General features: G+C 22.9%; 25 protein-coding genes. 19 read left to right on the forward strand and 6 right to left on the reverse strand.

The features are described from left to right. Window positions 1–75: 75 nt before the first annotated feature. Genes AACK95_RS02085 through AACK95_RS02095 form a run of 3 tightly spaced genes read left to right on the forward strand, consistent with a single transcriptional unit; the run spans window position 76 to window position 3,290 of the window. Window positions 76–1,323, forward strand: a complete 1,248-nt coding sequence (locus AACK95_RS02085; RefSeq protein ID WP_338980566.1) for a hypothetical protein — start codon at window positions 76–78, stop codon at window positions 1,321–1,323. After that, window positions 1,268–2,020: a hypothetical protein gene (locus tag AACK95_RS02090; RefSeq protein ID WP_338980567.1), complete on the forward strand. Its 753-nt coding sequence runs from the start codon at window positions 1,268–1,270 to the stop codon at window positions 2,018–2,020. Before AACK95_RS02085 ends, AACK95_RS02090 begins: the two co-directional genes overlap by 56 nt. Then, window positions 2,010–3,290 (forward strand): hypothetical protein, encoded by a 1,281-nt coding sequence (locus AACK95_RS02095; protein ID WP_338980568.1) that lies wholly within the window; start codon window positions 2,010–2,012, stop codon window positions 3,288–3,290. Before AACK95_RS02090 ends, AACK95_RS02095 begins: the two co-directional genes overlap by 11 nt. A gap of 61 nt (window positions 3,291–3,351) precedes the next feature. On the opposite strand, the gene AACK95_RS02100 is transcribed toward AACK95_RS02095, so the two are convergent. The 5 genes from AACK95_RS02100 to AACK95_RS02120 form a co-directional block, all read right to left on the reverse strand. Then, a complete protein-coding gene (locus AACK95_RS02100) occupies window positions 3,352–4,590 on the reverse strand; it encodes an IS256 family transposase (protein WP_338980965.1) in 1,239 nt (412 codons plus the stop codon). 57 nt (window positions 4,591–4,647) lie between these two features. Beyond that, window positions 4,648–4,872, reverse strand: a complete 225-nt coding sequence (locus AACK95_RS02105; protein WP_338980570.1) for a hypothetical protein — start codon at window positions 4,870–4,872, stop codon at window positions 4,648–4,650. Next, window positions 4,833–4,967, reverse strand: a complete 135-nt coding sequence (locus AACK95_RS02110) for a hypothetical protein (protein WP_338980571.1) — start codon at window positions 4,965–4,967, stop codon at window positions 4,833–4,835. Before AACK95_RS02110 ends, AACK95_RS02105 begins: the two co-directional genes overlap by 40 nt. Window positions 4,968–5,118: 151 nt before the next feature. Beyond that, window positions 5,119–6,423: a hypothetical protein gene (locus AACK95_RS02115; protein ID WP_338980572.1), complete on the reverse strand. Its 1,305-nt coding sequence runs from the start codon at window positions 6,421–6,423 to the stop codon at window positions 5,119–5,121. Beyond that, window positions 6,389–6,775: a hypothetical protein gene (locus tag AACK95_RS02120; RefSeq protein ID WP_338980573.1), complete on the reverse strand. Its 387-nt coding sequence runs from the start codon at window positions 6,773–6,775 to the stop codon at window positions 6,389–6,391. Before AACK95_RS02120 ends, AACK95_RS02115 begins: the two co-directional genes overlap by 35 nt. Before the next feature lie 73 nt (window positions 6,776–6,848). On the opposite strand from AACK95_RS02120, the gene AACK95_RS02125 reads away from it, so the two are divergent. Continuing rightward, window positions 6,849–8,009: an Mbov_0401 family ICE element transposase-like protein gene (locus tag AACK95_RS02125; RefSeq protein ID WP_338980574.1), complete on the forward strand. Its 1,161-nt coding sequence runs from the start codon at window positions 6,849–6,851 to the stop codon at window positions 8,007–8,009. A gap of 1,074 nt (window positions 8,010–9,083) precedes the next feature. Here the strand turns inward: AACK95_RS02125 and AACK95_RS02130 are convergent. Continuing rightward, window positions 9,084–10,034 (reverse strand): IS30 family transposase, encoded by a 951-nt coding sequence (locus AACK95_RS02130; RefSeq protein ID WP_338980556.1) that lies wholly within the window; start codon window positions 10,032–10,034, stop codon window positions 9,084–9,086. 40 nt (window positions 10,035–10,074) lie between these two features. On the opposite strand from AACK95_RS02130, the gene AACK95_RS02135 reads away from it, so the two are divergent. The 15 genes from AACK95_RS02135 (at window position 10,075) to AACK95_RS02205 (ending at window position 20,926) form a co-directional block, all read left to right on the forward strand. Further along, on the forward strand, window positions 10,075–10,413 hold the full coding sequence (locus tag AACK95_RS02135; protein ID WP_338980557.1) for a hypothetical protein: 339 nt from the start codon (window positions 10,075–10,077) through the stop codon (window positions 10,411–10,413). A 2-nt stretch (window positions 10,414–10,415) separates the two neighbouring features. Next, entirely contained in the window at window positions 10,416–10,736 is a 321-nt protein-coding gene (locus tag AACK95_RS02140; RefSeq protein WP_338980558.1) for a hypothetical protein, read from the forward strand. Continuing rightward, window positions 10,712–10,873 (forward strand): hypothetical protein, encoded by a 162-nt coding sequence (locus AACK95_RS02145; protein ID WP_338980559.1) that lies wholly within the window; start codon window positions 10,712–10,714, stop codon window positions 10,871–10,873. The genes AACK95_RS02140 and AACK95_RS02145 overlap by 25 nt, the downstream gene beginning before the upstream one ends. Further along, window positions 10,873–11,118, forward strand: coding sequence for a hypothetical protein (locus AACK95_RS02150; protein WP_338980560.1), 246 nt, complete (start codon window positions 10,873–10,875; stop codon window positions 11,116–11,118). The genes AACK95_RS02145 and AACK95_RS02150 overlap by 1 nt, the downstream gene beginning before the upstream one ends. Before the next feature lies 1 nt (window position 11,119). Beyond that, window positions 11,120–11,944, forward strand: a complete 825-nt coding sequence (locus tag AACK95_RS02155) for a hypothetical protein (protein WP_338980561.1) — start codon at window positions 11,120–11,122, stop codon at window positions 11,942–11,944. 16 nt (window positions 11,945–11,960) lie between these two features. Next, the gene (locus AACK95_RS02160) at window positions 11,961–12,119 is read left to right on the forward strand and encodes a hypothetical protein (protein ID WP_286640945.1); all 159 of its coding nucleotides are present in this window, start codon (window positions 11,961–11,963) and stop codon (window positions 12,117–12,119) included. 40 nt (window positions 12,120–12,159) lie between these two features. Continuing rightward, window positions 12,160–12,348, forward strand: coding sequence for a hypothetical protein (locus tag AACK95_RS02165; RefSeq protein WP_338979693.1), 189 nt, complete (start codon window positions 12,160–12,162; stop codon window positions 12,346–12,348). Between the two features lies 1 nt (window position 12,349). Continuing rightward, window positions 12,350–12,535 carry a hypothetical protein gene (locus tag AACK95_RS02170; RefSeq protein WP_174480219.1) on the forward strand — a complete coding sequence of 62 codons (186 nt, stop codon included), beginning with the start codon at window positions 12,350–12,352 and terminating at the stop codon, window positions 12,533–12,535. Between the two features lie 17 nt (window positions 12,536–12,552). Beyond that, window positions 12,553–12,930 (forward strand): hypothetical protein, encoded by a 378-nt coding sequence (locus AACK95_RS02175; protein WP_338980562.1) that lies wholly within the window; start codon window positions 12,553–12,555, stop codon window positions 12,928–12,930. Window positions 12,931–12,948: 18 nt separating this feature from the next. After that, window positions 12,949–14,133 (forward strand): hypothetical protein, encoded by a 1,185-nt coding sequence (locus tag AACK95_RS02180; protein WP_338980563.1) that lies wholly within the window; start codon window positions 12,949–12,951, stop codon window positions 14,131–14,133. Between the two features lie 14 nt (window positions 14,134–14,147). Continuing rightward, a complete protein-coding gene (locus tag AACK95_RS02185) occupies window positions 14,148–15,866 on the forward strand; it encodes a hypothetical protein (RefSeq protein ID WP_338980564.1) in 1,719 nt (572 codons plus the stop codon). A gap of 3 nt (window positions 15,867–15,869) precedes the next feature. Then, window positions 15,870–17,567, forward strand: a complete 1,698-nt coding sequence (locus AACK95_RS02190; RefSeq protein ID WP_338980565.1) for a hypothetical protein — start codon at window positions 15,870–15,872, stop codon at window positions 17,565–17,567. Window positions 17,568–17,711: 144 nt separating this feature from the next. Further along, a complete protein-coding gene (locus tag AACK95_RS02195; RefSeq protein WP_338980566.1) occupies window positions 17,712–18,959 on the forward strand; it encodes a hypothetical protein in 1,248 nt (415 codons plus the stop codon). Beyond that, window positions 18,904–19,656 carry a hypothetical protein gene (locus tag AACK95_RS02200; RefSeq protein ID WP_338980567.1) on the forward strand — a complete coding sequence of 251 codons (753 nt, stop codon included), beginning with the start codon at window positions 18,904–18,906 and terminating at the stop codon, window positions 19,654–19,656. The genes AACK95_RS02195 and AACK95_RS02200 overlap by 56 nt, the downstream gene beginning before the upstream one ends. After that, the gene (locus AACK95_RS02205; protein WP_338980568.1) at window positions 19,646–20,926 is read left to right on the forward strand and encodes a hypothetical protein; all 1,281 of its coding nucleotides are present in this window, start codon (window positions 19,646–19,648) and stop codon (window positions 20,924–20,926) included. Before AACK95_RS02200 ends, AACK95_RS02205 begins: the two co-directional genes overlap by 11 nt. The last annotated feature ends 56 nt before the right edge of the window (window positions 20,927–20,982 follow it).

Here is a 20,982-nt window from a genome sequence, read left to right on the forward strand (position 1 = left end):
AGGTTTAATTATATTTATCATTGTAAAAATCATATTAAAAATTAATCAAATATTTTAAGAAAGGTGGTGAATATTATGTTAGGTAAATTTTTTAGAAAAGATAAAAGTAATATTAGTGATAATCAAAATGAAAAAGTAAAATTTTTAAATAATAAAAATAAAAGTACTCATGCTTCAATTTTAAATTATTTTGGTTTTAATGATTTTAATCATGAAACTTATTTCACTGATTTTGTAGCAGAAAATAATGCTAATTTATATAATGCTCCATTAGATATTAATAATGAAACTATTAAAAAATACTTAATTCAACAAGAATTTTATAGAAAAAATTGAAATTCTATTTTTAAATTAAGCAAATTAGGAATTAGTGGTTATTTAATTTATATTGCTAATGATGATTTATATTTTCAAGTAGTAGATATACAACAAAGAGTTTATGATATTGGTGGTAAATTAACTCAATGTACTATTTTTTATGATAGTTATCAACAAAATGCACAAACTGTAAGATTATTTGAAATTTATACATTAAATAATGAACAAGTAACAATTAATCGCTCAATTTATAGTATTAGTGATAATAAAAAACAATTTCCATTAGATTTTAAATCATTTATTAATAATCCTAATCTATTACAAGAACAAAAATTAAATATTAATTATATACCAATATCAATTATGCGAAATAAAGCAAATGAGTTAGCAGATTGTAATAAAGTAATGGATAAAATTAAAGCATTAGATGTTATTTATGAACAAATTGTTTTAGATACTATTTTAAACTCACCTAAATTTATTTTTAATCAAACTTATGGTAATGTTCAATCAACATTAGAAGAAGCAGTAAGAACATTAGTTACTAAAAACTACATATTTAAAAGTGGCGGAGATAATAATGAACAAAACGAAAATATCAATATGACAAATAGTAATTTTAAAGGTAAGAATTTAACTGATATATACGATTGAAATGTTAATGAAATATTTAAACGTTGTGGTATTCATATACCAAATCAAAAAAAATCTGCACAACAATCAGTTCCAGAAAGTACAGCAGTAAATATTTCAACTATTAATTACATTGAACAAAAATTATGACAATTTAATATTGATATTCTTAAATTTATTCAAATATTAGTACGTATGGATAAAGATTTATTAAATAGTAAAACATTTAACATTAATGATGAACAAAAAATTAATAATTTAACAGTTAAATTAAAATTATTTAACCCCGAAAATAACCAATTAATAGGAGATAACAATGGAAAACAACAACAAACCACAAACGAAGTTTCCTCAGAAACAGAAACAAACTAAACTTAATCAAGCAGAAGTAGAAAATGATTATTTAATTGATAATATTCCTTATGACTTTACTAATATGATGCGCGCTACTAGTGACCCAGATATTAATAGAGCATACGATGAATTTAAAAAAAGAACTTTATATATTTATGAAATTGAACGCTTATTTAAAAATAATGAAAATAATAGTTTAAGATTTTCAGCAAATACTATTAAAATTGGTTTTATTGATATTGATAAAGTATTAAAAGCTACTGCTGTTGAAACATCAGACTTTACTATGCAATTAAATCAAAGAGCAAGTACAAATATTAATGATAATACAATTGAATATAGTATGACTGATATTAAAAATTTAATATTTCAAGAAATAAATTTATTAAATCAATTTAAGTTATATGCAGTTAGTATTAATGAACCATTAACTGAAAATAATATTGATAATTTGTATATCATTAATAATTATTCACAACCTTATCAAAATCCAAAAACAAGAAGTACTAAAAGTATAACTATTATAAAAATTAAAGATTTTAAAACAAGAGATGGTTATCCAATCATTATTAAATTACAAAAACCATTAGATAAAGATACCAAAGTAATTGGTTTAAAAATTAAAGCCCCTAGAAGCATGATTTTTGGCAATATAAAAGTACTTGGTGAAGTTGACAATATGGAAGTATACCCAAAAGTTATTTGTGAAAGATAAGATAGCATTTCCACTATTATCAATGCCTATTGAAACTCAACCAAAAGTTAGAATATTACAACAATGATTTAGTGAACAAATCTTACCATGAAATTTAGCAAAACAATTTATAGGACAAGAAAAATCAGTTTTAGATTTAATTGCTATTGGTGGTGGAACTGAAACAAAAAAAGAAATTATTAATAATGCAAGAGTAACTAATGCTAAAATTGGTTATGATGTTACTAAAAATTCAAAAGTATGACCATTATCTGATGAACTAGAATTAAAAGATGCAAAATTAGAGTCATGATTTTTAGCAGGTAACTATAATTTATTTATTTCTACAACTAATAAATTTCATGATGTTGAACTAGAAATAAATGATAAACCACCAATTGATAGTTTACAACAACTATTATTAGACATGTTAAGTTACACATATACTTATAATAGAAATTTTGATGGGTTTGACCCAAATGATTTATCAAAAGATATCGCAAAATTAAGAGCAAAATTTGAAAGTCAAAAACCAAATGAAGTTATTACTAATTTATTTAAACAATGAGAATTAGATTATCCTAACTACACAAACTTACCACAAGTTAAAATATTAAAACAAATAATTACAATGTTATCAAAAAATATTTACTCAACAATGTCTATTAATAATGGTTTAAATGATGATAATAAATTATTATTACCTTATTATTTTGAATTAAAATCAAATCCTATACATTCTACACCTGATAAAGTTTGAGAATTTAAAGATGTAAAAATAGTATTAAAATCTGAATATTTTGATTTTACTGATATTAGTAATATTAAATTAAAAAATAATGATATTAGTCAAAATGAGTTATTTAAACTTGATGATAATCAATTTAATTGATTATCTATTACAAACGAATTAGAAAGTAATAATATACCTTCATTAATTCCAGCAGATTGAACATTAGGAAATGGTGAATATGGAAAATACTTTACAAAAGTAATTATTGATAAAGGTAAAATTAGAGATGCTTTAAATTTATATGGCTCAAATAAATCTCAATTATTTTCTAAATTGGAATTTTATAAAGAAATATTACAAATTGATAATAATAGTGAATTTGAACTACAAATTGAAAACCCGATTAATAACTTAAATCGGATTGAAGTTAGTGGAGTATTTGGTGCTGGAAATTATAATTTAATTTTAATAACCGACAAACAAGAAATAGACTTAAAAAATATTAATTTATTTGATAAATATAATGAAAATATTTCTTATATAAATTTAGAAATTTAATTATTAAAATAGCCATGAATGAGGCTTTTTAGTAATCTGTGTTTCTTTGTTTTGCAAAGTACTAGTTCAGATTAATTCTGTCTTCAAATTTTATCATAAAATGAGCAATTGCTGTATTTCAATTTTGAATGGGCATTGTTCATTTTTTTGATATATTTTCAATTGCTAAGTAAAATATTTTGAAAACTGCCATATCATTTGGAAAAACTTTTTTATTTCTGATGACTTTTCGTAATTGACTATTAACAGATTCAATAGAATTTGTAGTATAAATCACTCTTTTGATTTCTGGAGGATAACTAATAAAAATCATTAAATTATCTCAATTTTTATATCAAGATTTAGCAATTTGAGGATAGTGTTTATTTCATTTACTTTCAAATGATTCTAAAGCTTGCATTGCTTGTTCTTCACTACATGCATTATAAATTGGCTTTAAATCTGTAACTAGTGATTTTCGATGTTTGTATGAAACATATTTTAAACTATTTCTGATTTGATGAACTATACATAATTGATGTTCAGTTTTAGGATAAACTGATTGTATTGCTTCTGACATGTCTGTTAAGTTGTCACTACAAGCAATAAGAATATCATTTAAGCCACGATTTTTCATTTCTGTGAAATTTGCTAATCAAAATTTAGCGCCTTCATTTTCACTAATTCATAAACCTAAAACATCTTTTTTACCTTCTAAATCAACACCTAAAGCTATATAAACTGATTTGTTAATAATGCGTTTATCTTGTCGTACTTTAACTACTATACAATCAAAATAAACAATGGGATAAATGTCTTCTAATGGTCTATTTTGTCATGCTTTGACATCATCAATCACATCATCAGTAATTTGACTAATAACACTTTCACTAATATCAGCACCATGATATAACTCTTGTAACTGCATTCTAATATCTGATAATGTCATACCTTTTGCATATAAGGAAAGAACTTGTTGATCAAAACCATCAAATCTTCTCTGTCTTTTTGGCACTATTACAGGAGTAAAATTACTATTACGATCTCGTGGTACATCAATCTCAATTTTACCTTGTTGAGTTATTAATTTTTTTGAACTTATACCATTACGAGCATTGTCACTATTACTATGTTGATTTTTTTCATATCCTAAATAATTTTGCATCTCAGAATTCAACATTTTTTCAACTAAACGTTTTGTTAATTCTTTATATAAACCCCCTTCTTTAAAAACTGTTGTTAAATCTTCAGTATTTTCTAATAATAAATCTACTGATTTTGATATTGGATCATTATTATTAAAGTTATCTTTTTTAGCCATCTGTAACTCACTCTTTCTAGTCATTTAATTATATTTACTAGAATTAATTAAACATAGTTATTTTTGTAAGTTACACAGATTACTAAACATTACCCCATGAATATATATACTATCTCATTTTACATCATGATTTGGTTGTTTTGGAATATTTGAAAAATATAAATTCATTTTTTTGGTTCCACTACTATCAAAATAATCTGTTCAAATTGTAGTATCACCAAAAACAACTTCATGATTTGGTTTTAGATAATAATTAAATTTTTTATTTTCATGGGTAAGCACCCCCCCATGATTAATCCTATTGTTCCGGTTGTAGCACCAGTTAGTGCTAATGCTAATGTTATTTTACTTAAATTTGTTTTTATTCATGTTTTCATATTAAATTACTCCTTTTTTCCTTGATTTTACTTCTAAATTGTACTGATTTTTTATTATTTTTATAAGTATGCTTTTAAACTCAAAATAATGCCTAAATTAAAAGTGTTTATTTTGTGATACCTATACTATTAATTGTATTAAAATTGTTTATTATATAGCAAATGTGAAGATACTTTTTTTCACAGTAGCATTATTTTTACCACGAATGACATTTTTATATGGATATAGTGCATAAAATAATGCATCATATGGGTCTTGATACATATTTTTGTCAGGAATGTTAGTTTTTGTTTCATCATAACGTAATTCTTCTAAACATTGAGTTGTTTTTGATAAATCATCTTTATTTGCATAAAAGTTTCCATAACTCATAATATTTCTCATTCAAACTACTCTATTAGTTAATCCGGCTTCTTGATTTAAATTTGAAGCATGTTTAATAGCAGTTTGTGTTATTAAAATAGTATTGTGTTCATCAATTAATTTTTGATTTAATCAATCCATTGCTGTTCTTGCTTTATCATCATAAAAATAAATTGCTTGTTCAAAATTTTCAAAATTATCAATTAATCCTAAAATTTCATTAACATAAGCATTAATTTTTTCATTTTCATTAATAAAATCATTTGGTGTAACAACTAATTCACAAATAATATAAGCATCATAATAACCAGTATTATTATATTCTTTAAAACCAACTATCATAAATAAAGTATGGTCTTTATGTCCAGTTGCTCAATCAACACCAACTGAATAAAAATCAAATTTATACATATCTTTTTCTTGATTATAAAATTGTTTTAAATCATATGGTTGTCAATATTTTACTGTTTTTTGAAATGGAAAAATTGTTGCATCACTATCTAAAAATTCAAAACCATAAAAAACAGTATTAAATTCATCAGGATTACTTTTTTTCATTTCTAATAATGTTCTTTTTTGAATATCTGGTAATTTATTTCAAAATGGTTGAATAGTAAATCTTAAAACAAATAAACCTAAACCACTAAACATATCTTTATTTTCATAATAAACTTTACCAACTTTTTTAAGATTTTCCATCACTTTATCATTTAATGGTAAAAATGGCGTGCAATACTTTAAATAAAATGGATGGTATTTATCATAAGGATTACATGTAAAAGTAATGAAAAAACTTTTATAAAAATAACGAGTAATCTTTTGTCCAAAGTTAGAACTATATATATTTTTATCAATAAATGTTCAACTTCATTCTTTAATTGGTTCATTTGATACTTTAATACGATTACTTCTAAACATAGAATTTTGTAATCTTTCATATCGATATGTTAATTGCTTTTCAGTTAATGTTTCTTTTTCTTCAGCCATTATTATTTCATCTGTTCTTGAACCTAAAAAACTTGAGCCACCTGCTTCTTTTCCAAAAATCTTATTACCATTAGCATAGCCAAGTAATTTTTCATTTAATACCATGTGGATTATTAGGTAATAAATTAATATCATATTTATCTAGTAAAACTTGACAAACATTCATCAATGCCCCAATAGTAGTTTCACTATGAGTATTTTCATATCTTCTTACTTCTTGAACACTGCTATCACTAAAATTACAGCATATAAATAAATCAAATGCTAAACAATTTCAAGTTTTTCTTGTTCCCCGTGCAGTTGGAATAAAACGATAAAAATAATTAGTAGTAAAATATTCTGCTCATTCATCACCAACAAATTCTTTAAAAATATCTCAACTAAAACCATAATTATTATCACTAAAATTAAGATTATATTTTTTATTTAATTGTCCATAACTACTAATAAAAGCCATATTTACTCCTTATTTTTAAAAAAAATTAAACTTAAATTATTAACAAACAAAAATTTAGAAAGGAAAATTAAAAATGTTTATACTACCATTCACTAATCATTTTGATTGAGACAAACACGATTTTAATCAAGATGAATTAAATTTACAACAAACAGAAGAATTATTTGCAAAAATAGATGATTATTTATGAAGTATATGTGATAAATCTGAATATAAATCATATAGATTTAGAAAAAGAAAATTAAAAGCAAAAAAGGGTTTATTAAATTATAAACGACGTATTTGTACACATTATAACTCAAAAACACAAAAAAAGGAATTTGTTTCATTGTTAGATAATTATCTTGGAGTTAAAAAATATAGTAAACTTGCACCTAATGTCATTAAACAAATTTTAAAATATTTTGCTGATGATAAAAAGTATCGTGATGTTTGTGATACTTTTATTGAAGGTTTAATAAGTAATAGTACAGTTTGCAGAACATATCAAAAATTTGAATTACCAAAAGTTAATATTCCTAAAATTGTATTACAACCAAATCAAACATTATATATAAATATTGATGATGGACATCGAAAATTTAAGTTTAATGAAAAACACAATACTAAAAATTGTAAAAAATGTTCTATGAGATTAATAGTATTTTGTACTGGTAAAAAGAAAAATGGAAAATTAATTAATAAAAGAGCAGTTTGTAAAATAAGAGTATCAAAAACAGAAATTGGTGCAGAAAAAACTGCAAAATTAATTGAAAAATATGGTAATTTATTTTTTGAAAACTTTGACCAAGCAAATTTAGTAGTTTGTGGAGATAGTGCAAAATGAATTAGAAAAACTGCTACAATTTTAAATGCTAAATTTATTTTAGATAAATTCCATGCTTTTCATGTTTTATTTCTTGGAATAATGGCCGGAAGAAGAAAAAATAAAATTGCTAAATTACACTATCAAAATGCAATAACTTTATTTGAAAAAGGTCAATATTATGAATTAATTGATTTTTTACAATCATTAACTTTGCAATATAAAAAATTAAAAGTTGGTTATTTTATTAATGCAAAAGATGGTGTATTAAACCAAGCACTAGTTGAAAATATTGGTTGCTTTACTGAAACTAATATTAAACAAATTTTAAAACATATGATTGGTGATAGAACCTATAACATTGATATGTATACAAAAATGGTTAATTTTAAATGCTATCAAATAAATACTGCCATCCAGTTATTATAAATTAAAACTTAAATTCAAAAATAACTAAAAATAAAACAAAACTTATTAAAGTTTACTTTAATAAGAATTTTTGAGTTATAAAAGTAAGTATTATTGTTGACTAATATTTTTGAAGTGTTAAGATTAACATACAATTGCATATTGAAGTCAAAATTATTCTCGTCTAACTTTATAATTTTAAGACAAATTTGAATATTATTGACAACATCGGTACGCTCCCTCCTTGGGAGCATGTTGAAGATGTCAATAACTAAAAAGTTTTAAAAATAGCTCCTTTCTTTTTTAAACCCTTAAATTAAAAATAAATGACAAAAGACGAGAATAAAAATCTTGTCTTTTTTTGTAATTGTAAAATTTTAAAATTTTTATTATTAACATCCTTTAAATATCTACTACACGCAGTGACCAAGTAGGAGAAAGTTAATAATTAATAACCCTCTTTAACGCTATTATCAACACGTGTTAGGGAACTAAAAAAGTGAACTACAACACAGTTGTTAAAAATAGTAGCTAGAACATGTGGACTTGCATGTATAAATAAAAAGTGGAGTGATACCTAATAAAATATACTAACCATTAATGGTAATTCTTGGGGTGGGAGCGAATTGGAAACTAGTGTATATAGACCTGTTGTAGGGACCTATTGTATTAATTCTATTCTTTATTTAACCAACCTTGCCACTCCCCAGTGAGCAAGTGTTGGTTTTATTTTTTATTTTTTTTGAAAAATTTTTTGGGCGAGAAAATAAATTTCAAACTTGTAAAAAAAAATGAGCGGTGCCGGTTCAATTAAAGTATTAATTTGTTAAACACAAATTAAATAAATATTGAATCGAATGCCTCAATGTTTTTTAAAATTTCACAATTTATTTTTGAGCCCAGAATTTCTGGAATGAATAAAACGAATAGTATTAATAATATAAAAATAAAAATATATATTCTTTATGCTACAAGCAACAGAATATATTAGAAAGAACTATTATGAAAAAGTATTTTTGTTGAACATGTAAACAACATAAATTAGATTATTTATTCTTTAATACTGATGATGCTAAATTGTAAAGGTAAGTGCAACTAAATTATTTTTCTATCCAAATATTCGATTGGTGAAAGATAATTTAATATTTTTCTCGGTCTTTGATTTAAAGACAATATAAATTTATGAACTTCATTTTTATTAGTTTTTGAAAAAATAAATTTTTTAGGAAATTTTTCTCTAATTAAACCATTAGTATTTTCATTAGTACCTCTTTGTCAAGGTGAATATGGATTGGCAAAATAAATTTTTACATCTAAATTTTTTTTAAGTTGTTGTCAATTTGAAAATTCTTTGCCACGATCAAAAGTAATAGTTTTAACAATGTTTTTAGGAAGAATTGATAAATAATAACTGACATTTTTATTAATAACTTTAGTAGTTCTGTTTTTAACTAATATTGCTAAAGTAAATCGTGATACTCTTTCAACTAAAGTTATTAAACATGATTTGCTTTTGCCTCTTGATGATACTATAATATCTCCTTCTCAATGACCAAGTGTTATACGATCATTAACATTTATATCTCGTTCTTTAATTGATTTACCATTAAACTTGCCACGATTTTCTTTAGATTTTCGTTTTTTACCTTTTCTTCTTAAATTTTTACTAGTAACTTTATCAAGCATTCCAAAATAAATTCAAGTATAAATTGTTTTAAAACTAATAACTCACTCCTTATGAAAATTTTTAATTCTGCCATAAATTTGTTCAGGTGATCAACCTAATAGTAATTTTTGTTGTACATATTTTACTAAATTCTTATTTTTAAACTTATGAAAACTAATATGTGATTGTTTTCGATTTTCAGCTTTATTTTGTGCAATTAATGAAAAATAATGATTATTATCTTTATTTCTATTAATTTCTCAAATAATAGTACTAATACTTCGATTAAGATTTTTAGCTATTTCACTAATTTTAAATTTAAATTTCAATTGATTCTCAATATAAATCCTTTCATCTATGCCAAGATGTTTATAACTCATATAAAAACTCCTTACTTTTTTCTAAACTAAATTTAGCATTATGAAATTTTTATATGAGAATTTTTTGCAATTTTATTTACTTGCACTTACAAGTATAATTCAGCTAGTTATTGTAGAAAATTTCTTTTTAAGTTCAAAACAATTATTAACTAATCCATTAGCAACTCCTAAAATTATTGGTGCATTAATGGTATTAGTACAAAATGTTTTCAACTGAGATTATCTAGAAAACCACCCAAAAAATAAAAATAAAATAACAAATTATAAAGGAAATATAAAATTAACAAAACATGAACAAGATGCTTATAAGCATATTCAATATTATTTAAAAAATCATAAGAAAATATTGATTTTTGATAATTATTTAAGGAAATTATAAAAATGAAAGATAAAGAAAATTATATCAAATTAAAAGTAAAACTGAGTAACACTATTGAAGCAAAATATTACGAAAAAGGTAATAAGGAATTATATTATAGTGTTCGTGGTCAATGAAATGGATTAAATTATGTTACTTTAATTTTTAATAACCCAAAATTTTATAGACGATGTATTTTATTAAACAAAAACGATGAAATTATTGTAACTGGTCAAATCTTTAACACTTTAAACATTCCTAAAATCGTGCATTTTGTTCAATCAATGTTAAATGATTTAAAAAATGAAAAGAGTAAAAAATGATATTATGAAAAATTTTATTAATAGCACCAATATTAATAACAAGTATAACACTAATAATATTTTTAATATTTATTATTAAAGAATTAAAAAATGAATATAAAGTATTGAAAATATTAAGTGAAATTGCTAATCAAATTAAAAATAAGGAGAATAATTAATGATAATATTACCTACTTTGTTTGAAAATAAAGATGAAATTGAAATATTATCACCATTTCCAAAAGCAATTCATACAAGTAATGATATTAGAGCAATTATTTTAAGACAATATCCAAATGTTAAATCAAAACACATAATTGTTTCTGACCCAGAAAGTAATGTTGCATTAATAGTTGGTGATAATGATGTTTATCAAGATTGAATTAAAGTAACAGTTAAAAAATTAGAAATTAAAGGAGAATAAAATGCCAAGTATAGAAAATACACAATCAAATTATACTTTAACTAAATTAATTAGAACTGGAATAAGTCCAATTTGTGCAATGATTGGTACAAGTGCTTATTATGGTCAAGTAATTGCAAATCCAGTATTAGGTTCAATTAATAGTTTATTATTTGGTAAAAAATTAGGTTTAGATATTTGAAATTTAAATCAAAGACCAAATACTAAAACTAAATTAATTAATAGTAGTAAAAAAATATTACTAGGTTTAGGAACAATTGGATTAGCAAATTATAGTAAATGAACTGAAAATAATATTAATCCTATTATTCCAACAACACCAGCTCCAATCACAACTACAACAGAAGGTCCGCCATGATTACTATTAAATAAACAAGAAAATCAGTTATTAATGGATTGAGATACATATATTAGTTTAAATGCTTATGGTATTTCAAATCTTATTAGTGGATTAACTGAGTTAATACCTAATAAATTTGAAACAATAAGAAAGATTTGTAATATGGCTACTGGTGGATGTTTAATATCAAGTGGTGTTGCTATGGGTATAAATAATGATTTTAATAATGCTTATGCAGTACCTACCATAATTGCTGGTGCAAGTGAAATTATTCATAATTTACTACCTATGGAAACTACAAATCATATTCAAGAAATGCAAGAAACACCATTTAATAATGAAACTGCAAGACTAATTAATGATAATAGATTTACTATTAATAGTGAAACTGCAAGTCAATATTATGGTAGTCATAATATGAGCGAAGTACCATTAAATCATGATAATGCTTCATTAAATTGAGATTATAATCACATGAGTTTATAAAGGAGGTGAATAATTTATGAATAAAGAAAAAATACTTGAATATTATAATAATGAAATTCATACATATAAAGAGAGAATGGAACAATTAAATAAAGAAATTGCCTTATTAGTAAGCATTATAAGTAATTCAAAATCGATGATTGAAAGAATTAATGGTGGTCAATTTGATGAATAATTAAAAATTAAAAATAAATAGTTGAAAGGAAAATATTCACATGAAAGAATTTTTACATGAATTAATAATTATTGGAACAAGTATTGGAATATTAATTTGCAGAGAAATTATTGTTTTATTAAAAAGATTTATCACAACTCCAAAACATGTTAGAGCAAATAACAAAATTATAAAACATCAAAAAAAATTAGCAAAATTAAACGAAAAAATTAATAAAGGAGAAAAATAATATGACAAAAATTGAATTTAATGAAAAATATAGAAAACAAGATATCAGTATTGATAGAGATTTTGATTTACATATTGATAATTGTTTTAAATTTTCTGATATCAATACATTAGAAAATGCTGTTAATGATTATAAAAAACTAATAAGTGAAATGCCACAATTAGTTAAAGATTGATTATTGGGATAAGATTAGGAGAATGTTAAATGTTAGAAAATGAAAATAATGTTCAACAAACAACTGAATCTTTAACTGAAAATAATGCTCAACAAGAAATAGAAAATAAAGTTAATGAAGCAGAAAATAAGTTAAATAAACTTAATCAAGAAATTAAAGAAAAAGAAATGATTAATATATTTAAAAAATATCAAGTTAAAACTGAATTTTATGATTATTTAAAATTTAAAACTAATAATTTAGAAAATTCAAAAATTGAAGAAACTATTAAAAAAATGGTTAAAGAACAACCAGTATTTAAAGAAATAATTAATACAGGTGGCAATAAACAAATAATTATTAATAATAATAAAACAAATGATAAAGAAAATTTTTTAATTAATTATAAAAAGAAAAATTATTTATAAACGAAAGGAAGAAATAAAATGTCAGTACCATTTAATCAAAATTTAGACAATACAGAGAGATTAGTAGAAGCACCAGAATTTATAGAGTTTTTTAAAATTTCAAATAGTCCATGGGCAAACTTTTTTCCTACTGAAATTGTTGACTCAGTAAATATTGAGTTTATTGTTAAAAAACCAAAAAAACCGGAAGTAAAAATTATTGCTTGGGATGATAAAAGTAAAAGATATGAATTACCATATGTTGATACAGATAAAATTAGTAAAAAAATAACTAAAAAATATCTTGCAGGAGAAATTATTGCAGATGTAGATTTAAAAGCAAATAATGGACAAAATTTATTAGATAGTATGCAATATGAAGTTGCAAATGATTTAGCAGATAAATTAGCAATTGATGATACACAAGCAATTGCAAAATTTGTTACTAAAATCGATATTGAAGATACAAGACCAGTAGGCTATTTAAAATCAATGTTATCTGCTTGAAATACTTTGTTTCAATTTAGAAACATTGCAAATAGTAAATTTTTTATTACTAATGGTCTTTATGATAGTTTAGTTTATTTAGCAGATAATAAAGGTTTAATTACCGATAATCAGTTGGCACAACAATTACGTTTAAATGGAAATAATTTATATGTAAAAGGCGTATTATGTGAAATCGTTCTTGATGACTATATGATTTTTACTAATGATAAAAATGAACAACAATTAATGACCTTTATTTTAGCAACACCAAGAGCAATGAAAAGATACATGATAGAAAATACAGTTATTTATGTAGATTTTATTAAAGATGATAAAGCAGGAAGAGCATATAAAGTTGCTGGTGAAGTTGTTGGAGAAGCAATCCCATATATTTCTAATAATGAAAAAACATCACGTTGAATGTTATGTGGAGTTATTAAAACAGAAAAAACTGATTTAAAAACTAAGATTACAACTTTAACAACTAATATTACTGCAAATGTTAATAACAATAATAATGAATTAAATACAGAAATCAAAAGTACTAATGAACTTAAATCATTAAATCCAAATTTAACAAATCCAACTATTAAATATTTTAGTGATGCACAAGGTAAAACTAATGTAAGTAATCAAAAACAAAAAGCAGGTGACTTATACATAGTTATTTCTTCAAATGTTAATGATTTAAATTATAAAGGTTCAACAAATCCAATTAAAATAACTCTTAAATAAAGGAAATTAATATCATGCCAATTGGTACAACTAGTACAGCAATACTTTTAAACATAAATAAACCAAAACATACTAGAACAAGTAAACAACAAGAAAATAAAAGTTTTTGATGAGAAATTTTAGAAATGATTGGTGTACAAGTTATAGCAGTAGCACTTGCTCCTTTTACTGGTGGATTAAGTGAAAGTGTAGCCCTTGGATTAGGTGCAAGTGATTTTATTGCAAGTACTATTAATTTTGGTATTTATGCTACAACTGATTTTACTATTAATCAAGTTTATGATTATTTGAAAGGAAATGTAACAAAATTAAATACTTTCTTTAATATACTACCTGCATTTGCTGGACTGAATAAAATTAGTCGTGGTTATCGTACAACTAAATTTATTAAATTAGCACAAGAAACTAAAACATTAGAACAAGTTGGTATTAAAGAAGTAAAAAACTTACAAGAAATTATTAGTCAAGTAGGTGGAAAAGAAATTTTAACAGATAAAATTATTGGTAATAAACGTTATTTAATGAATTATAGTTTTACTCCTAATCGTGAAACAGTATTACGAGATTTAGGTTATATTGCTGAAAGACAATATAAAAATAATTTTCAAAAATTAGAAGCACAGGAGTTAAAAGATTACTTATTATTACAAAATACATTAATAAAATTAAGTTCACAATTAACTCCTAAATTTAAAATCAAAGATATTGAAAAAGCAAATAATTTTTTAAAAAAATATAATACTGATTTAAAAAAAGTATTATCTATGAACCAACATGATTGATTAAATTTAGTTCATACAATACACACAGAAAATAGATATGGAAAAACTTTAATTTTAGATTTACAAAAAATTCGTGCTAATTCTATTAAATTTAATTTTAAAAATAATGTTATTCATCAACTTGTTTTAAAAGCAAATCAAAGTTTTAAATATTTTGATATTAGATTTTATTTAAAAAAAGGTTTAAATAAATTTTGAAAAGATACTCCATATTTTGAAAAATTACGAGAAAGTATATATAAATTACAAGAAAAATTTGAAAAGTTAGAAAAACAAGCATTTGAAAAAATTAATAAATTAAAAGAAAAAGCAACTGATTTATTTACTAGTGCAGAGAAAAAAGCAATTAAACATGCACAATTAATTCCATTAAATTCCCCAGTATTTATGGGTTGTAAAATTCAACCTTTATCATTAGATAAATGTGCAATTACTATTTATCATCGCAATCCTAAATATAAACCAATTACAGTTGTTGATAGTATTCTTAAAGCAAAAACTTTTGTTACTCAACTACATCCATTCCATTGATATCGTTGATATAGTGGTTGATACATTGGTTATGGAGTTAATCAAAATAAATGATTAAAAGCAATAGTATTTGCTCCACCAGTTATTCAACAAGTAATTAGAGATAGTTTTAAAGTTTATAGAGAAATATTTAGAACTATTAGAACTTATCATAAAGTAGTAAATGTTATTAATAATCCTATTGAAAATATTAACAAATCATTTAAAAATGTTGGTTTAAAATTTTCAGTAAATACTTTATTTGGTACGGGATTATTACATCATTTAGAAAAATTTGCATATAGTCAAGTTATAGCAAAAAGTAAGAAAAAATTAAAAAAAGGCAAAAATAAAATACAAAAAGAAATTGAACATATAACACATAAAAAAACAAAAAAACATACTCATCATTATAAACAAGCATTTTTTAAGGAATGATAAATTATGATTAATAAACTTTGAACTGGTGTCAGTCTAGAAAATTATAATAACTGATATCCATTAACTGGAAAAATTACAGAAACACCACAGCAATATATACAAACATGACCTAATGTTAATGATTGATTTAAAACTTTTGCTATTCGTGCTCAAAATGATATTAATGCTTATCTTGATTTTATTTTATCTAAATTTCCCTTTGATAGTTTTAAAGATGAATTAATTAAAGAAACATTAAGAGATATGGTTTATGTTATGGTTGAACATTGAGTATTTAATCGTACACCAATTGAATTTAATGTTGATGCTACTATTCAATTTAATAATGGTAGTCAATTTAGTGCAAATAGTACTCCTACGATTAATGTTTGAGATTTAGCACCTAGTAGAATGAAAATATGAGCAAGATTAACTGAATTAAAACAAATATTTTCAAGTTATAATGATGATGAAATAGATGTTGAAAAAATTGACTTAAAAGCATTTTATACTAGAAATCAAGTTGATGAATTAATTGAACAACAAAAAGAATTTACATTATTAAAACAAATTAAATTATATGATGATTTAGTTGATGATAATGAAAATGAAATATATAGAGGTTCTGTTAGTAAATTTATTAATAAAGGTTATGTTGCAACAGATTACGATAAAGAAACTGAAACAATGATTTTAGATTGACCTGATGAAATTGGAACATTACCACCAGAAGCATTACAAAATAATCCACAAATTGGTGATTATACACATGCTCCAACTTGTGATTTTTCTGCTAAACAACAAAAAAATATTACAGCTTTAACTAATACTAAACAAAATAAATTAAGTACTGGTCATGGCATTAATCTTACAGAAGATAATGTAATATCTGTAAGTTCTTATTTAGTAACACCACAAGATTTTTTAAATAATCCACAATGAGAAGAACAAAAATCAATGATTTTAACAAGAAATACATATTATCAAATTTTTTGGTCACCTAATATGTCAAACAGTCAAGGACATAAAGGAGTATTTTTCTTTTATGGTGCAGTACCAACAGCCCATAATGTAGCTATTGATTCAGCAGGTTATTATTCAAATTCTACTAATGAAATTAAAGCTCATTTAAGTGTCCAACCCGAAAATGATGAATTAATACTATCATATTTTGATGGTAATTCTTGAATAGTAACTAATCTAGATGGAAATAAACTAGGAACTAAAATATATAAGCCTAAGACAAATAATAAAATTTATAGAATTAAAAGTAATACATTAGATATTACTTCACCAAGTGTAATTAATATAAATAAACCTATAAAAATTAATTCAAAAAGTTTAGAAACTAATGAAATAGAAGAAAATAATTGAGATATTGAATTAAAAGATATTCCTCCAACACCAAGTCCAAGTAGTTCAAATTGAAAAGATGTAGGAACAAGAGAGAAAAATAAATGAGATAATTGACAAATTACTTATGATTTTCAAGAAAATAAACATTATAGAGTTTATTATTCTTGAAGTATATATAATTCAGTTTATACTATTCAAGAATTTATTATAACTAATAAAAAAATTGCTGGTGTACAAATACAAACCTTTAATGATAGTACTAATATAATAATTTTATCAGTTCAACATGCAAAATGGATTACTATTTATACTGGAAAAGGTAATTTAAAAGGTAATGTATGAAAATTAGAAGAATTACAGGAATAATATTATGTTTTTTAAAATTATAAAAATTATTTTAGGTTTAATAGGAGTAATTTTATCATCAGCAACAGCAGGTTTAATTATATTTATCATTGTAAAAATCATATTAAAAATTAATCAAATATTTTAAGAAAGGTGGTGAATATTATGTTAGGTAAATTTTTTAGAAAAGATAAAAGTAATATTAGTGATAATCAAAATGAAAAAGTAAAATTTTTAAATAATAAAAATAAAAGTACTCATGCTTCAATTTTAAATTATTTTGGTTTTAATGATTTTAATCATGAAACTTATTTCACTGATTTTGTAGCAGAAAATAATGCTAATTTATATAATGCTCCATTAGATATTAATAATGAAACTATTAAAAAATACTTAATTCAACAAGAATTTTATAGAAAAAATTGAAATTCTATTTTTAAATTAAGCAAATTAGGAATTAGTGGTTATTTAATTTATATTGCTAATGATGATTTATATTTTCAAGTAGTAGATATACAACAAAGAGTTTATGATATTGGTGGTAAATTAACTCAATGTACTATTTTTTATGATAGTTATCAACAAAATGCACAAACTGTAAGATTATTTGAAATTTATACATTAAATAATGAACAAGTAACAATTAATCGCTCAATTTATAGTATTAGTGATAATAAAAAACAATTTCCATTAGATTTTAAATCATTTATTAATAATCCTAATCTATTACAAGAACAAAAATTAAATATTAATTATATACCAATATCAATTATGCGAAATAAAGCAAATGAGTTAGCAGATTGTAATAAAGTAATGGATAAAATTAAAGCATTAGATGTTATTTATGAACAAATTGTTTTAGATACTATTTTAAACTCACCTAAATTTATTTTTAATCAAACTTATGGTAATGTTCAATCAACATTAGAAGAAGCAGTAAGAACATTAGTTACTAAAAACTACATATTTAAAAGTGGCGGAGATAATAATGAACAAAACGAAAATATCAATATGACAAATAGTAATTTTAAAGGTAAGAATTTAACTGATATATACGATTGAAATGTTAATGAAATATTTAAACGTTGTGGTATTCATATACCAAATCAAAAAAAATCTGCACAACAATCAGTTCCAGAAAGTACAGCAGTAAATATTTCAACTATTAATTACATTGAACAAAAATTATGACAATTTAATATTGATATTCTTAAATTTATTCAAATATTAGTACGTATGGATAAAGATTTATTAAATAGTAAAACATTTAACATTAATGATGAACAAAAAATTAATAATTTAACAGTTAAATTAAAATTATTTAACCCCGAAAATAACCAATTAATAGGAGATAACAATGGAAAACAACAACAAACCACAAACGAAGTTTCCTCAGAAACAGAAACAAACTAAACTTAATCAAGCAGAAGTAGAAAATGATTATTTAATTGATAATATTCCTTATGACTTTACTAATATGATGCGCGCTACTAGTGACCCAGATATTAATAGAGCATACGATGAATTTAAAAAAAGAACTTTATATATTTATGAAATTGAACGCTTATTTAAAAATAATGAAAATAATAGTTTAAGATTTTCAGCAAATACTATTAAAATTGGTTTTATTGATATTGATAAAGTATTAAAAGCTACTGCTGTTGAAACATCAGACTTTACTATGCAATTAAATCAAAGAGCAAGTACAAATATTAATGATAATACAATTGAATATAGTATGACTGATATTAAAAATTTAATATTTCAAGAAATAAATTTATTAAATCAATTTAAGTTATATGCAGTTAGTATTAATGAACCATTAACTGAAAATAATATTGATAATTTGTATATCATTAATAATTATTCACAACCTTATCAAAATCCAAAAACAAGAAGTACTAAAAGTATAACTATTATAAAAATTAAAGATTTTAAAACAAGAGATGGTTATCCAATCATTATTAAATTACAAAAACCATTAGATAAAGATACCAAAGTAATTGGTTTAAAAATTAAAGCCCCTAGAAGCATGATTTTTGGCAATATAAAAGTACTTGGTGAAGTTGACAATATGGAAGTATACCCAAAAGTTATTTGTGAAAGATAAGATAGCATTTCCACTATTATCAATGCCTATTGAAACTCAACCAAAAGTTAGAATATTACAACAATGATTTAGTGAACAAATCTTACCATGAAATTTAGCAAAACAATTTATAGGACAAGAAAAATCAGTTTTAGATTTAATTGCTATTGGTGGTGGAACTGAAACAAAAAAAGAAATTATTAATAATGCAAGAGTAACTAATGCTAAAATTGGTTATGATGTTACTAAAAATTCAAAAGTATGACCATTATCTGATGAACTAGAATTAAAAGATGCAAAATTAGAGTCATGATTTTTAGCAGGTAACTATAATTTATTTATTTCTACAACTAATAAATTTCATGATGTTGAACTAGAAATAAATGATAAACCACCAATTGATAGTTTACAACAACTATTATTAGACATGTTAAGTTACACATATACTTATAATAGAAATTTTGATGGGTTTGACCCAAATGATTTATCAAAAGATATCGCAAAATTAAGAGCAAAATTTGAAAGTCAAAAACCAAATGAAGTTATTACTAATTTATTTAAACAATGAGAATTAGATTATCCTAACTACACAAACTTACCACAAGTTAAAATATTAAAACAAATAATTACAATGTTATCAAAAAATATTTACTCAACAATGTCTATTAATAATGGTTTAAATGATGATAATAAATTATTATTACCTTATTATTTTGAATTAAAATCAAATCCTATACATTCTACACCTGATAAAGTTTGAGAATTTAAAGATGTAAAAATAGTATTAAAATCTGAATATTTTGATTTTACTGATATTAGTAATATTAAATTAAAAAATAATGATATTAGTCAAAATGAGTTATTTAAACTTGATGATAATCAATTTAATTGATTATCTATTACAAACGAATTAGAAAGTAATAATATACCTTCATTAATTCCAGCAGATTGAACATTAGGAAATGGTGAATATGGAAAATACTTTACAAAAGTAATTATTGATAAAGGTAAAATTAGAGATGCTTTAAATTTATATGGCTCAAATAAATCTCAATTATTTTCTAAATTGGAATTTTATAAAGAAATATTACAAATTGATAATAATAGTGAATTTGAACTACAAATTGAAAACCCGATTAATAACTTAAATCGGATTGAAGTTAGTGGAGTATTTGGTGCTGGAAATTATAATTTAATTTTAATAACCGACAAACAAGAAATAGACTTAAAAAATATTAATTTATTTGATAAATATAATGAAAATATTTCTTATATAAATTTAGAAATTTAATTATTAAAATAGCCATGAATGAGGCTTTTTAGTAATCTGTGTTTCTTTGTTTTGCA

Origin of the sequence: Spiroplasma endosymbiont of Lasioglossum malachurum, from assembly GCF_964020065.1 — a bacterium.
In the GTDB taxonomy this organism is placed as follows: Bacteria; Bacillota_I; Bacilli_A; order Mycoplasmatales; family VBWQ01; genus Spiroplasma_E.